Raw genomic sequence first — 13,964 nt, 5'->3', positions numbered from 1 at the left:
AACATAAGCTTTAGAAAGGGGGACCGAAGTATGTTTGAGATGGCAATTCCCATCGGGGAAATGATTGTCCGCGCTTTCGTCGTATATACTTTTCTGCTGGTGGCTTTGCGCCTGACGGGAAAGCGTCAAATCTCGGAGTCCTCGCCTTTTGATTTCGTTTTACTTTTGATTGTCGCCGATGGTGTGCAAAACTCGATGAGTGGTGGTGATGAATCCTTGCAAGGGGGCCTGCACCCGCCTGGAACAAGTGAAGCTCGCGGTTCTGGAAAACAATGGGTCCATCACAGTCATAAAAAAAGAGGCCAAATAAAGTCCCCGGTATAATACAAGAAAATATTCCATCACAGACCGACGGATTGCTTCTATTCTGATGAGCAAAAAGGAGATCCCGCTATGAAAGTTCGTGATGTGATGACCCCCAAAGCCAAAGTGATTAATCACGAGCACAGTGTGCTTGAAGCCGCGCAAATCATGCTTCAGGAAGACTGCGGCTCTATTCCCGTTGAGAAAAATGACAAGATGGTTGGAATGCTCACCGACCGCGACATTGCCATTCGCGTAGTAGCACAAGGCAAAGACCCTCGCCGCACCAAAGTGGAAGAGGTTATGAGCGAAGGCATTAATTACTGTTTTGAAGAAGACAGTATTGATGAGGTCAATGATAAGATGAGTCGTCGCCAACACCGCCGACTGCCCGTCGTCAACAAAGACAAGCGCCTTGTGGGAATGGTGAGCTTAGGTGACGTCGCCAATCGCGCCAAGGATGCACGCCTTAGTCACGAAATACTTTCGAATGTTTCGCATCATTGAAAATCAGGGCCGCCACACGCGGCCCCTGTTTTAGAACCGGCACGGCAATTCCTGCTCGGAAAGTTCAACAGCTTCGGGGCTGAGTTTGACCACCAAAGGTGTGACCTTCACGCCTTTCCCATGGGCTTCACGTAAAAGCTGACCATAAGCGGGATCAATATCATCTGCCGGCGCAAACACGTCGCAGTCAGGGCGTTGCACTGTGAAAACGATTTCCGCGCTATGCCCCTGCTCTATCAACTGCATCAGTTCACGCAAATGTTTTTGCGCACGCTCAGAAACCGCATCAGGAAATTTGGCGGTGGTTGCTTCCGCCAAGGTCACATTTTTCACTTCGATAAAATGCATTTTTTCACTGTTCTTTTTTTTCAGAACAAAGTCCAAACGCGTTTCCGCGCTGATTTTATACTCGGGTTTGACCTCGTCAAAAACAGACCAATGCGCGAAGGTGCCGAGGACTCCCGGTTTGCCAACAACCTCTAACAAAGTTTCTTTCATCACAGTGTTCGGAGTCGCGGTATTCACCCCCACCCAAGAACCTTGCGGAGACTGAATCGCCTGCAATGTGAATTTGAGCTTTCTCTCGGGATTGTCGGTCTCGGAAATCAAACACAGCTGTCCCGGGTTGTTCACACTTTTCAGGCTGCCAGTATTAGGGACGTGAGCAACCACTTCCTGTCCCTGAAATTGAACATCGGCGAAAAATCTTTTGTAGCGCTTAAGAAAAACGCCTTCGTGTAACCTCTGAGAAAACTTCATGGAATGCCCCTTATCCGGGCGCCAAATTATTCAGTTCCAGGAGCTTTTGTCGATATCTTTTCATGAAGCTGTGAATTATCGGAAAAGGCGGATCTTTATCATCAATGCCGCAATGTGTAATTCGGTGCAATTACTCTAGGGGAAGACTAGAAGGGAGTGTTTGTTAAATTCGACGACTTTAGAAGAACTTTGGAAAGGACTTTCTCAACATGGCTACTGAAGTAAAACTGCCTGAACTTGGCGAAGGTGTTACAGAAGGTGAATTGGTAAAATGGTTGGTAAAACCAGGTGATTCTGTAAAAGCAGATCAACCTATCGCTGAAGTATTGACGGACAAAGCAACTGTTGAGGTTCCATCTCCAGTAGCTGGCGTCGTTAAGGACTTGAAATTCAAAGCGGGTGATGTTGTGAAAGTGGGATCGACTATGATCACGCTTGAAGGCGGAGCGAGTGCTGCCGCTTCAGCTCCAGCAGCGAAACCGGCTGCTCCCACAGCTTCGACTCCAGCTCCTCAAGCCGCAAAGCCGGCTGCGGGTGGTGGCAAAGTTCAAGACATTAAACTTCCAGAGTTGGGAGAAGGTGTTACTGAAGGCGAACTGGTCAAATGGTTGGTCAAACCAGGCGACTCTGTAAAAGCCGATCAGGCGATTGCTGAAGTATTGACGGACAAAGCCACGGTGGAAGTCCCAACTCCGGTAGCGGGTATCGTTAAAGATTTGAAATTCAAAACTGGCGAAGTTGTTAAAGTCGGTTCGACCATGATCACTTTGGAAGGCGGCGCAGGTGCGGCACCTTCCGCTCCGACGGCGCAACCTCCAGCAGGCGCACAGCGCGAAGTCCCGGCTTCAGCTCACGCAAATTTTGCAGCGGCGCACTCACCGTCTCATTCTGCCGCGGTTTCTACCCACTCAGCATCTGGCGCAATCTTCCCGCCCGTCGCGGATTCTAAAGTTCTAGCAACTCCTGCGACTCGTCGTCTTGCTCGCGAAATGGGTGTGGATATCAACTCTTTGAATGGTTCAGGTCTTGCGGGTCGTGTGACTCGTGAAGATGTTTTGTCAGCAAAAGGTGGCGCACCCATGGCGGCGAAAGCGCCAGCAGCGACTCCTGGCTTGTCGATCCCGAAACCTGCTTACCAAGGCCCTGCGGGTGCGGCGGAAGAGCGTGTTCCATTGATCGGTATCCGTAAGAAAATTGCCGAAAACATGCAGCGCTCTAAGCACGTGATTCCACACTTCACCATCATGGATGAAGCGAAAGTGGATGCGATGGTGGCAATGCGTGAATCCTTGAAAGAGCATGCCGAAAAGAACGGCACAAAAATCACTTATCTGCCGATCGTGATGAAAGCTTTGATCGCGACCATCCGCGAATTCCCAATGTTCAATGCGTCCATCGACGATGCAGCGGGTGAAATCGTTTACAAAAAATACTTCAACCTTGGTTTCGCGGCCGACACTCCGAATGGACTTGTTGTTCCCGTGATCAAAAATGCCGATCAAAAAACGATCTTGGAAATCTCGAAAGAGATCCTGGATCTTTCTAAACGTGCGCGTGACGGCAAATTGAAACCAGATGAAATGAAAGGCGCCACTATCACCGTGACGAACATTGGTTCCATCGGTGGTACCTACGCGACTCCTGTGATCAACCACCCTGAAGTGGCGATCTTAGGCATGTACAAAATCGATGAAAAGCCTGTGATCAAAGATGGTCAGTTGAAAGCGATCAAAGTGATGAACTACACCATGACTGCAGATCATCGCTTGATCGACGGCGCTATCGCAGCTCGCTTCTTGGCGGCCTTCATCGCACGTATCGAAAACCCTGCTAAACTTTTGGTGGAGCTTGTCTAGCCCCTGGCTAGCTTGGAGATAGAAATGGCACAAACTTTTGACGTCGTAGTAATTGGTGCGGGTCCTGGCGGTTATGTCGCTGCGATTCGTGCGGCACAACTTGGATTTAAAACTGCTGTTATCGAAAGAGAATTTCTGGGCGGCGTGTGCTTGAACGTGGGTTGCATCCCATCAAAAGCCATGATCACCGCCACTCACCTTTTGCATAAAGCGCAACACAACTTCAAAGACATGGGTTTGATGATCAAGGGTGATATCACCGTTGATATGAAACAGCTTGTGACTTGGAAACAATCTGTTTGCGATAAAATGTCAGGGGGCGTGAAACAACTTCTTAAGGGTTACGGCGTTACCCACATTCCTGGCGAAGCGAACTTCAAGAACTCCAAAGAGATCACGGTGAAGTCGTCTGCCGGCGAAGACACGATTCAGGCGAAATACTTCATCGTGGCAACGGGGTCTCGCCCGATTGAAATCCCCGGTTTCAAATTTGACGAAAAAGACATCTGTTCTTCGACAGGCGCTTTGGCTTTCGATACGATTCCTAAACGCGTGGCCGTGATCGGTGGCGGTTACATCGGTCTGGAAATCTCGTCTTACCTGCGCAAATTGGGCACGGAAGTGACTGTGATTGAAGCTCAGTCTGCATTACTTGCAGGTGTTGTAGATCCCGATTGTGCGCAAATTGTGGAGCGTAAACTTAAAAAGGCCGGCGTGAACATCATGTACGGCGCTAAAGCTAAAGGTCAGAAAAAAGCCAAAGACGGTTACGAAGTCACGGTTGAAATCAACGGCAAAGAAGAAGTCGTGAAATGCGATAAGATTCTAGTGACTGTCGGTCGTCGTCCTAACGGTGATCAAGCGAACCTGAAAGCGGCGGGCATTGCGGTTGACGAACGCGGCTTCATCAAAGTGGATGCGCAACGCCGAACCAATGTTCAAAACATTTTTGCTATCGGAGACGTGGCAGGACAGCCGATGTTAGCACACAAAGCTTCTCATGAAGGTGTGTTGGTCGCGGAAGTGATCTCGGGCCAAAACCGCGTTTATGACGCCAAAACAGTCCCCGCCGTGGTCTTTACTGACCCAGAAATTGCTTCTGCGGGCATGACCGAAGCGGAAGCAAAAGCCAAGGGCTTTACTGATCTTCTGATCGGCAAAGTTCCATTCGGAGCAAACGGTCGCGCCGTGAGCATGATGGAAACTGATGGCTTCATCAAAATGATCGCTGACAAGAAAACACATGTTTTGTTGGGTGTTCACATCGTGGGACCTGAAGCTTCCAATTTGATCTCGGAAGCTGTGCTCGCGATCGAGATGGGCGCACGTATGGAAGACATCGCCCTGTCTATCCATCCACATCCAACGCTCGGTGAGGCGATGATGGAAACGGCTGAGGCGACGTTAGGCCACGCGATTCACATCATTCAGAAACCTCTTCCGAAATAAACCAAAGCCCCGTTGTAAAGAACGGGGCTTTTTTTTTGCTTAAAACCAGAGAAGGGCTTCGTGTTGAAGTAAATCTCTCGAGGAAATCGGAACTTTTTGACACCGATTTCAACGGCACTGATTGTGCATATTTATAGTAAAAAAATATTTTTCGGCGTCACTATGACACCTTTCCATTGGGGGAATACATGAAACACCTTTTTGCAGCGCTTCTTTTGATGTGCTCTTTGGCACCAGCGGCTCACGCTGATGTTATGGATTCTGAATACCAGGCAGAAACTTCTTACATCCGACCAGGTCCTCGCCCTCCAGGCCGCCCTGCTCCTTATCCAGACCCTGTACGCCCAGGCCCGCGTCCTCCACACAATCCGGGATATCCACCGCCTCCTCCTCCTGCGTACCGCTATGAGTACGTGACTTGTTCTTCTTATGGTTATCGCTATCAAGAGTGCTATTTCAACTCTTATGGCGTTTCTCAAGTCCGTTTGTACACTCAGCACTCTTATGATGCCTGCATCTGGGGTCGCACAGCCGGCGCTTATGGGGACCGCGTATGGGTGGACCGTGGTTGCAATGCTACGTTTGAAATCATTCGTTACTACTAATTAGTAATTGAAACTTTGATCGCAAAAAAGCCCGCTTCCTGCGGGCTTTTTTCTTTCTGTATTTTATCGTTTCTGTCGGGCCACAACGACAATCCTGCGCCTGTCTTGCTAACATTCTTAGATGGAAATACGCATCGGCATTTCAGGCTGGCTTTATCCACCTTGGCGAAAAATATTTTACCCTGAAGACCTTCCCCAGAAGCAAGAACTGCACTATGCAAGTCGGCAGGTTTCGTCTATTGAAATCAATGGTTCTTTTTATTCTTCTCAGACGCCTGCATCCTATCAAAAGTGGTTTTCCTCAACGCCTCAGGATTTCGTCTTTTCCGTCAAAGGACCTCGTTACATCACGCATATTCGTCGTTTAAAAGATATCGACGAACCTTTGGCGAATTTCTTCGCTACAGGGGTTTTATACCTTCAAGAAAAACTCGGAGCCTTGTTGTGGCAATTCCCGCCCAACTTTCTGTTTGATGAAGAACGTCTGGAAAACTTTTTCAGGCTTTTACCCACGACATTTGCCGAAGCTGTCGCCCTGTCAGAAGCCTCTCCACGTTACGGGAATCCTTACCCCTCGTCGTTTAAAAAGTTCCGCAAGAAACTTCATCATGCGATCGAAGTCCGCCACCACTCTTTCGAAAACCCCGCTTTTATCGAGTTGCTTAGAAAATACAATATCGCTTTGGTCTTTGCCGACACCGCCGGAACCTGGCCCTACATGGAAGATCTGACCAGTGATTTTATTTATTTGCGCTTACATGGCCCCGAAGAGCTTTACGCCAGTGGTTATGACGATGCCACACTTCGCTGGTGGGCGGATCGAATTAAACTCTGGACTGCGGGCAAAGAGCCCAAGAATGCACGTACGATCAGCGATAAAGCGGCAACAAAAAGAGAACGCGATGCTTTCGTTTATTTCGACAACGACATCAAAGTACGCGCACCGTTTGATGCACAAAGGTTGATGAAGTTTTTAGGAAAAAAGGTCTCTCAGAAAACTTCCGTAGAATCGCCACAGCCTCTCTGGAATAGCGATAGTGACCGTCCCCTTTAAGCCCTAAAGTTTCAATAAAAGATGAACTCCTCTATGAGTTGCGCCGAAATTGTTGTCAGTGACGTACTTTTAGACACTGAACCTGCCTGAGCTGTAATTAACGGGCTTATAGAGCCTGTCTCTCTAGCATCACTCTTGCTCTCTAGCTGGGTATGAAGATGCACGAGAATATGAAAAAAATTATCAAAGCCGTCTCAAAAAGAAGCACCCGTCATGTCGTGGGGTCCCTGTTGACGATGACTTTGGTGATCGGACTATTTAACTCGGCCAGCTTTCCTGAAGTGGTCGAACAGATGAAAAAGATCCAAAAAATGATTTTGGATGGCGTCGTATTTTCACATGATCCAGATATCGTCTATAACCGTGAAGAAATTTTGAACGACTATCAAAACCGTATCAGCGATGAGTTCTCAATTCCGGGCAATCTGCGTGATCGCGTGGGCTTCTGGTTTGATATTTACACCCGCTACGACTCGAATAAAAAAGTGGTGCATCACGCTCTGTATCCCTGGATTGTTTTTAAGGTGATTGATATTTCCCATATCATCAATGCAGAGACCCCCAAGGCCCGTTGGATGCGCAATCTGAAGGCCGATGACTTCGTCGACGAAGAAATTAAGAAAATCAAACAAGCCATGAAAGCCTTGGCGGACGGTCAAAACGTCGACCAGGAAAATTCATATCAAGTCGCGATTGCCAAGGCCTTTGCAAAGGTTGATGGCCCTTTGCAGGAAAATGCGCAAGAAGCCTTAAGAAACATTCGTTCACAAACAGGCCAAAAGAACTTCTTTGCGGAAGGCATTGAAGTCAGTCCGCTGTATTTAAGTGGAATGGAAGAAATCTTCCGCAATCACAATCTTCCCGTGGAATTGACACGCATTCCGTTCGTGGAAAGCAGCTTCAACCGCCATGCGGTCAGCAAAGTCGGCGCTTCCGGCATCTGGCAGTTCATGGACTATACTGGCAAAAGTTTTATGACCGTGAATGATCATATCGACGAAAGAAATTCTCCGTTTAAAGCCACCGAAGCTGCAGCTCGTTTGCTTAAAGAAAATCATATGATTTTAAAACGCTCTTGGCCGATGGCCGTCACGGCCTGGAATCATGGACCGTCAGGAATTCGCCGTGCAGCGAAAGCGGCCAATAGCGAAGATCTTGGTGTGATTGTCGCTAACTACCAATCTAAAACTTTCGACTTCGCTTCTTCTAATTTCTACTGCGAATTCTTAGCAGCCCTTTATGCCGAAAAGTATCATGAACAAATCTACAAGGATCTTCAGTATGAAAAGACTTTGGATCTGCACACAGTAAAGCTGGCGCGGGCGATCTCTGCGAAAGAACTTCTTCGTCGCAGCGGCTTGGCTAAAGAAGATTTTGTTATGTACAATCCAGATTTGAAGAAAGCCCTGGAAAGAAATGTCGCCATCCCTTCCGGCTTCAGCTTGATGGTGGACACACCAGCCCGCCTCGTTTTAAAAAGCCTTCTTACGAAGGATACCCGGGCTGTTAAAGATACTAAAATCACTCAAAATGATGATTTCGAATCGACCTCCGCCGTCAGCAAAAACTAAAAGGGCCGCGCCAGGCCCTTTTCCGCGCGTGCGGAAGTCCTGATACCTACTTCAGACACGAATAATAAACTTCGTAATCACCTTTCGGCAGCATATCTGTAAAGACGACGTTGACGCCGTTGACCGTGCGAGCTCCGTTATAAACTTGCCCGTCTTTCAGAACTAGAAGCGATCGCATGCTATCAATCACGGGCGCACAGGCCAGAGTGATGGATTTCAGTGTCTGACGGACCCCTTCAGCGATTCCTTGAACTTGCGCTGCATAGTCCGTCGCACACACGTCACCGATCACCCCGCCAGTCAGTTTAGAAATCTGTTCGTAGCGGTATCCGGCAGAATAACCTTCACCACTTAAGCAGGCCTTATCCCCTGGGCGAGCGATAATTGAATGAAAGCTGACGCTTTTTTGACCGTTAAAGGCCGTCTGCACATACTTGACGAAGTTTGCCGGGTCATTCTTAGCGCCGTTAGCAGATTCGTCTTCATCAGAGATCAAAACCACCGCCAACTGCGAATCAGAGCGAATGAAGTTCTTATTCGTCGCAGTCGCGGCCAAGGATCTTTCGATGGCGCGGTAAGCGGCATAGATTCCTTGCTCGTCACCACTGCCCGTTTCCGGTCTTTGTAAAGTCATACCCAAGGCGTTTCTTGCCACCGTATCGCTCATCGAAGAATTTAAAATATAATTATTTGTCTGGCCATAGATCGGCACCAAGCGTCCATCACCCAAAGTTGAACTTGAGGGATCTGTTGTCGTCACGGCAATTTGCCAATCCAACCCTTTCACCACATCCAGGAAGTTGCGCACACGTGAAGCCATGCTTTTTTGCTCGTATTCCATCGAACCCGAGTTATCAACTACGAACAAGATGTCCACTTTTTGATACTCGTTCACTTTCACGTTTTGCACCATCTGCTTGTATAAAGACGTCACCGTAAAGGTCACCGACTTTTCGGAAGACTGATTCAACTTGTCTGTTGCAGACACCTTCAAGGTGTATTCGCCGCCTGCAAGTTTAGGAAATAAGATTTTATTCGTTCCTGCCGCACAAGATTTTGCGACTGAGCCGACCATGCACGTTACATTCTTAACTCCCGCGCCGGGATCGGTGACCGAAAAAATCAACTCGACGTCCGTGCCTTCTTCCACAGGGGCGGATGGATACTTCGCAAAAACGATATCAGGTCCCGCTTGATCAATATAGATGCGGCGAACATAGCAGATACTGGTTCTGCCGTCGTGGTCACGGAACTGAACACTGAGCGGAACATTCTGATTTGTCTTGGTACTTAAGAAGTAACGGCTACCGACAAAGCTGCTGAAACTGCCTGAGGCACACGTTTCGTCTTCCGAAATTTTTGTATAGGCACTTGTGAAAGGGGGATAGAAGTCCAGCAAAAGATTCGTTGATGCCGTCAACACATCACCCTTATTGATATCAAAACCATTGGGAAGACTTGGTTGGGGGACTGTGCCACCATTGTCGCCTCCCCCAGTGCTGCCCCCGCTATTTCCGGTATCTTCAGGTGGCGGCTCTGTGATCACCGAAAAGTCACCATTGTTGTTATTAGAGGGAGCTTCCGTGCCTCCGCCGTTTTCTAGACATCCTGTCAGTGCGATAGCTCCAAGCAAAACGACGATCAATCCTAGATTCTTCATGAGATACTCCCTCTCCTGTTTTCATTTTGAAAGCAAAGACAGGGACATTTCAAACGAATCTCATTTTGAAATTTTTGTGACTAAAGCGTTTACACACTCAAAAACATTGCTGTCCAATTTCTTTTCACTTCAAAGAAACCGGCCTTTTTTACCGAAGTGCATGACAATGTTTCCGTTCAGTGGCACAAAAAGGTATGTCGGTGTTGCAGTTCCAGGATTGGGGCCTGATCAGTTATGAAGAGGCTTTAAAAAAGCAGTTAAGCTTGGTCGAGAAGGTTTCGAAAGACAATCTTCCTGGCTATCTTATATTTTGCACTCATCCCCCTGTTGTAACATTGGGCCGCTCGACAAAGCCTGGTGACGTGTTTGCCTGGAAAGGACAGCAAGTCGAAGTGACTCGGGGCGGACGCGCGACTTATCATGGTCCAAGCCAGCTCGTTATTTACCCGATAGTAAATCTGAATCAAATGCGCAAAGGCCGCAAAGAGCGTGACATTGTCCCTTTTCTTCGTGTTTTCGAGGAAGGCCTGGTCGATGTTTTAAAATCCTATGGCCTTGAAAACGTCGAAGGACGTTCTCTCACAGACGACACCGGCGTATGGATTGGCTCCAGAAAGGTGGCTTCCGTGGGCGTCGGCATTCGCCAATGGGTGAGCTTTCATGGGGCCGCCATCAACATGACCCACGATGCACAGGCCTTCCAGGGATTAAACCCTTGTGGCTTTCCTCCGGAAACAATGATCAGTCTGGAAGAAGTACTAAAGCGCCCTGTGAATCTGGAAGATTTTAAAGAAAAACTGAAATTGAAGCTTCTGGATATTTTGTAATAACTGCATCGGCGCCTGGATAGCACGGAACATGACGAATCCCCGCGCTCAACCAGGCTTCTGGATCAATTTCTATTTTCTTTTAGTGATAAAGTGATCCACAGACCAGCGTCCTGCGCCGTGAAGCATGAAGAAAAAAGCCGTGAAAAGATATAACAAAGCCATCTCTTTTTTCTGAAAAGGATCCGCTCCATGTGCACCGAAGACAGCGACAAGCATCGTGATGATGACCATCAATGCTGCCGGGCGAGTCAGAAGTCCAATCGCCAAGAAAATACCGCCGGCAAATTCGGCCAAAGCAGCCAACCAGGCAAAAAGTTCTGGTGCAGGAAAGCCCATGCTAGAAACACCACCGATCAACATTTCGTTGGGCGGAAGTTTTGCCAAACCGTGCGCAAACGCCATCGTGAAACCGATAAACACGCGCAAGATAGCCAATGCCACGTCATCCAGGTTCGTATTGTAGTTCTTTGCGGCAAGAAGTCGCATCATAAAGTTTTTCATCGCTGTCGTCCTTTTAATTTATTGAGGGGCGGGGGCGGAAGCCTGGAACTTTTTTAGCATGGGGATAATCATTGTGCGACGATTTCCCTTCAGACATGTATCAAAAAGCTCGATCAAGTCTTCTGTTTCATTTGATGAGATGTCACCATCGTAAAAGGCCATGGTCCAATTGGAAAACAACCGCGCTTCCGTCGTTGTTTCAATAAGCACACGAATGGAGTGGTTTCGATCATCCATCAAAATTTTACTAAGAACTTTTTTGACGTCTTGTTCGCGTCCTTCCAGGAGCTGCAAGAAATGGCCGTCGCGAAAAATCAGAACACCTGTGACTTCATCCATCTTGTTATTATTGCGTGAGACTTCGAGGATATCCTGAATATCAGAATAGCTGATATCCTCGGCAGCCTGACTTAAATAAACCAGTTGGAATACGGGTCCCATTAGTTCCTTTTTTAAAGTTAAGCAGGTCGGCTCATCATGATGACGGCTTCACCCTTCACCACGACGTCGCCATTCAATTTGGTGGCATTGGTTTCAACCGTGGCAATTCCTTTTTCTTTGCGAATACCGGTGATCTTAATGGTGATCACAACCGTGTCATCAATGAACACTGGATTCACAAATTTCAAAGATTGACCCAAGTAAATACCGCCGCCACCGATACCATCAACAAGGGCTCTGGAAATCAAAGCCCCTACGATCATTCCATGCGCAATACGGCGCCCGAATCTTGTTTTCGATGCGTACTCATCATCCAAATGAATAGGATTGCGGTCTCCGGAAAGATCCGCAAATTGGTGAACCATTTTGTCTGTCACCTGAACGGTGAAAGAAGCCGTATATCCTACATCCACTGATGCTGCCGTATCTGTCATTTCAAAAAACTCCTACAAAATATTCGCTGCCAGCTCAGCCAGCTCAGATCTTTCACCCTTGGTCAAAGTGACATGAGCGGCAATGGGTTGGCCCTTGAATCTCTCAACCGCATACGTCAAACCGCTGTTCGCAGAATCCACGTAAGGATTGTCGATCTGATAAACGTCGCCCGTGAGAACCACTTTCGTCCCACGACCAGCACGCGTAACGATCGTCTTGATTTCATGCGGAGTCAAGTTTTGTGCTTCGTCAACAATAAGGTATTGCTTCGGAATGCTGCGACCGCGAATGTAAGTTAAAGGCTCAATATTCAGCATACCCTGATTAATGAGCTCTTGCGCTCGGCCTGCCGCTTTTTTGTCCGCACCCATCAAGAATTCAACGTTATCAAAGATGGGCTGCATCCAGGGATTTAATTTTTGCTCAATGTCACCTGGCAAATAACCAATGTCACGCCCCATCGGGAAGATCGGACGAGACACCAACAGACGCTGGAATTGACCTTGATCCAAAGTCTTGTGAAGACCTGCGGCGATCGCCATCAAAGTTTTCCCGGTCCCTGCTTTTCCCACCAATGAAATGAACATAATTTCATCATTCAACAAACAGTCCAAAGCAAAGGCCTGCTCGACGTTGCGGGCATGGATTCCCCAGATAGAATCTGCCGCCTGCATCAGGGGCACAATGGCTTTTTCACTCGCGCTAAAACGCCCGATCGCAGAATGATTCGGATTCGCGGAATCCTTCATGATCACGTACTGATTCGCATAAAGCTTCACATCCGTGATAAAACGTTTTTCTTTATAGAAGGCGTCGATCTGCTCCGGCGAAACCATGATTTCCTGATAACCTTCGTAAAGATCATCGCGATTGATATCATTTGTTTCATAGTCCTTGGCGACCACGCCGTAAACGTCAGCCTTGATACGCAAGTTGATGTCTTTGGAGATCAGCTCCACTTTGTAGCGCGGATGCTGTTTTTGCAAAGCCAACGCCGTATTCAAAATACGATTGTCTGCCTTTTGATGATCGAGTTCAGAAGGCATCCCCGCCAACATCAAATCCGTATTGATGTAGACCATGGTTTCAGAGTTATCGATTTGTACGCCGCTGGCCAAAGAACCTTTTGCCCGAAGCACGTCGATGAAACGGCTGAACTGACGCGCATTGCGCCCGTTTTCGCCTTGGTCTCTTTTGAACTTATCCACCTCTTCGATGACAGAGATGGGAATGTGAACATCGGCCTCGCCGAATCGCAGGATAGCCTGAGCATCGAAAAGAATGACATTCGTGTCGACAACAATTTTTCTGCGTTTAGCTTTACTCAAGGACATCCCTCCGTAGTTATAGTCCTGAGAAATTCTGCAATTCAGACAGCAGAACTTCTACTGTCTAAATTGCAACAAATTGCAGGACTAAAGTCTACGGAAAAGGGCCGCGAGATAAAATTAAGAAATGTGGGAAACGAGAACATCCCCGGAGTCAGTTTTCAGACTGGCACTGACGTTTTCGATGAACTTCACAAAATGATGAAGTGCGACATCATTCATTGTGCCCTTCACAAAGTTAGCACCGTGACGAACCACACCTTCATCTTCGATGGCGCGACTGTTTGTTACACGAATCGTGAATGGGAAATATGTCGAATGATTCAAGTACACACGCATAGCCACTTCCTCACCTTGAGAGAAGCCGCCCTCGGTCAGTTCCAAATCAAACGCCATCCCGTTTTCAGAGATATCGTACAAAGCTGCTTTTAAAAGACCTTTTTCAGGAAGGACAACAAAAGCCCCCACGAACTCAGTCAGAATCGTACGCTTCACATCACGACGATCACGGCTCAAAATTTCTTGACGAGCCTCAGTAATATCAAGGACCTCCGCGCGCGCTTCTAATTTTGTATTTTCTAAAGAATTTTGAACTCTTAGGCGCGGCGTAATATCGAGAACCTTACCCATTATTTCCCCCTGTGACTCATTTCTTATCGGCAAAA

15 protein-coding genes and 1 pseudogene are annotated in these 13,964 nt (G+C 47.8%); 9 read left to right on the top strand and 7 right to left on the bottom strand.

The genetic code is table 11. The features are described from left to right. Positions 1-30: 30 nt before the first annotated feature. From OM95_RS17505 to OM95_RS02035, 3 genes and pseudogenes are all read left to right on the top strand, one after another. Positions 31-162 (top strand): annotated as a pseudogene (locus OM95_RS17505) (DUF421 domain-containing protein); the annotation flags it as partial. Between the two features lie 46 nt (positions 163-208). Next, positions 209-310, top strand: a complete 102-nt coding sequence (locus tag OM95_RS17500; RefSeq protein WP_363228076.1) for a YetF domain-containing protein — start codon at positions 209-211, stop codon at positions 308-310. Positions 311-393: 83 nt separating this feature from the next. After that, positions 394-810 carry a CBS domain-containing protein gene (locus OM95_RS02035; RefSeq protein WP_041869710.1) on the top strand — a complete coding sequence of 139 codons (417 nt, stop codon included), beginning with the start codon at positions 394-396 and terminating at the stop codon, positions 808-810. A gap of 30 nt (positions 811-840) precedes the next feature. Here OM95_RS02035 and sfsA read toward each other — a convergent pair whose 3' ends face one another. Next, the gene (sfsA, locus tag OM95_RS02030; RefSeq protein ID WP_041869708.1) at positions 841-1,569 is read right to left on the bottom strand and encodes a DNA/RNA nuclease SfsA; all 729 of its coding nucleotides are present in this window, start codon (positions 1,567-1,569) and stop codon (positions 841-843) included. Between the two features lie 209 nt (positions 1,570-1,778). On the opposite strand from sfsA, the gene OM95_RS02025 reads away from it, so the two are divergent. The 5 genes from OM95_RS02025 to OM95_RS02005 all read left to right on the top strand — a co-directional run bounded on the left by OM95_RS02025 (position 1,779) and on the right by OM95_RS02005 (position 8,104). After that, positions 1,779-3,425, top strand: coding sequence for a dihydrolipoyllysine-residue acetyltransferase (locus tag OM95_RS02025; RefSeq protein ID WP_041869705.1), 1,647 nt, complete (start codon positions 1,779-1,781; stop codon positions 3,423-3,425). Positions 3,426-3,449: 24 nt separating this feature from the next. Then, positions 3,450-4,874: a dihydrolipoyl dehydrogenase gene (gene lpdA / locus OM95_RS02020; protein ID WP_041869702.1), complete on the top strand. Its 1,425-nt coding sequence runs from the start codon at positions 3,450-3,452 to the stop codon at positions 4,872-4,874. Positions 4,875-5,062: 188 nt separating this feature from the next. After that, on the top strand, positions 5,063-5,479 hold the full coding sequence (locus OM95_RS02015) for a DUF3011 domain-containing protein (protein ID WP_041869700.1): 417 nt from the start codon (positions 5,063-5,065) through the stop codon (positions 5,477-5,479). A 121-nt stretch (positions 5,480-5,600) separates the two neighbouring features. Next, a complete protein-coding gene (locus tag OM95_RS02010) occupies positions 5,601-6,533 on the top strand; it encodes a DUF72 domain-containing protein (RefSeq protein ID WP_291515451.1) in 933 nt (310 codons plus the stop codon). 170 nt (positions 6,534-6,703) lie between these two features. Further along, positions 6,704-8,104 carry a lytic transglycosylase domain-containing protein gene (locus OM95_RS02005; protein WP_041869698.1) on the top strand — a complete coding sequence of 467 codons (1,401 nt, stop codon included), beginning with the start codon at positions 6,704-6,706 and terminating at the stop codon, positions 8,102-8,104. A 46-nt stretch (positions 8,105-8,150) separates the two neighbouring features. On the opposite strand, the gene OM95_RS02000 is transcribed toward OM95_RS02005, so the two are convergent. Continuing rightward, positions 8,151-9,764, bottom strand: a complete 1,614-nt coding sequence (locus OM95_RS02000; RefSeq protein ID WP_041869696.1) for a hypothetical protein — start codon at positions 9,762-9,764, stop codon at positions 8,151-8,153. A gap of 179 nt (positions 9,765-9,943) precedes the next feature. Here OM95_RS02000 and lipB point away from each other — a divergent pair, with 179 nt between their 5' ends. Further along, complete coding sequence (gene lipB / locus OM95_RS01995; RefSeq protein ID WP_291515450.1) at positions 9,944-10,591, top strand: lipoyl(octanoyl) transferase LipB; 648 nt, start codon at positions 9,944-9,946, stop codon at positions 10,589-10,591. Between the two features lie 72 nt (positions 10,592-10,663). Here the strand turns inward: lipB and OM95_RS01990 are convergent, their stop codons facing one another. The 5 genes from OM95_RS01990 to OM95_RS01970 form a co-directional block, all read right to left on the bottom strand. After that, a complete protein-coding gene (locus OM95_RS01990) occupies positions 10,664-11,095 on the bottom strand; it encodes a DoxX family protein (RefSeq protein WP_291515449.1) in 432 nt (143 codons plus the stop codon). 18 nt (positions 11,096-11,113) lie between these two features. Next, entirely contained in the window at positions 11,114-11,536 is a 423-nt protein-coding gene (locus tag OM95_RS01985) for a BLUF domain-containing protein (RefSeq protein ID WP_041869692.1), read from the bottom strand. A gap of 17 nt (positions 11,537-11,553) precedes the next feature. Then, positions 11,554-11,970: a MaoC family dehydratase gene (locus OM95_RS01980; RefSeq protein WP_291515448.1), complete on the bottom strand. Its 417-nt coding sequence runs from the start codon at positions 11,968-11,970 to the stop codon at positions 11,554-11,556. 12 nt (positions 11,971-11,982) lie between these two features. Next, entirely contained in the window at positions 11,983-13,305 is a 1,323-nt protein-coding gene (locus OM95_RS01975; protein WP_041869690.1) for a PhoH family protein, read from the bottom strand. A gap of 114 nt (positions 13,306-13,419) precedes the next feature. Next, a complete protein-coding gene (locus OM95_RS01970) occupies positions 13,420-13,929 on the bottom strand; it encodes a PilZ domain-containing protein (RefSeq protein ID WP_041869687.1) in 510 nt (169 codons plus the stop codon). Positions 13,930-13,964: the final 35 nt, after the last annotated feature.

This window comes from Bdellovibrio sp. ArHS (assembly GCF_000786105.1).
In the GTDB taxonomy this organism is placed as follows: Bacteria; Bdellovibrionota; Bdellovibrionia; order Bdellovibrionales; family Bdellovibrionaceae; genus Bdellovibrio.
The sequence above is the reverse complement of the archived record's forward strand: the minus strand, read 5'-3'. Positions and strand labels throughout refer to the sequence as shown.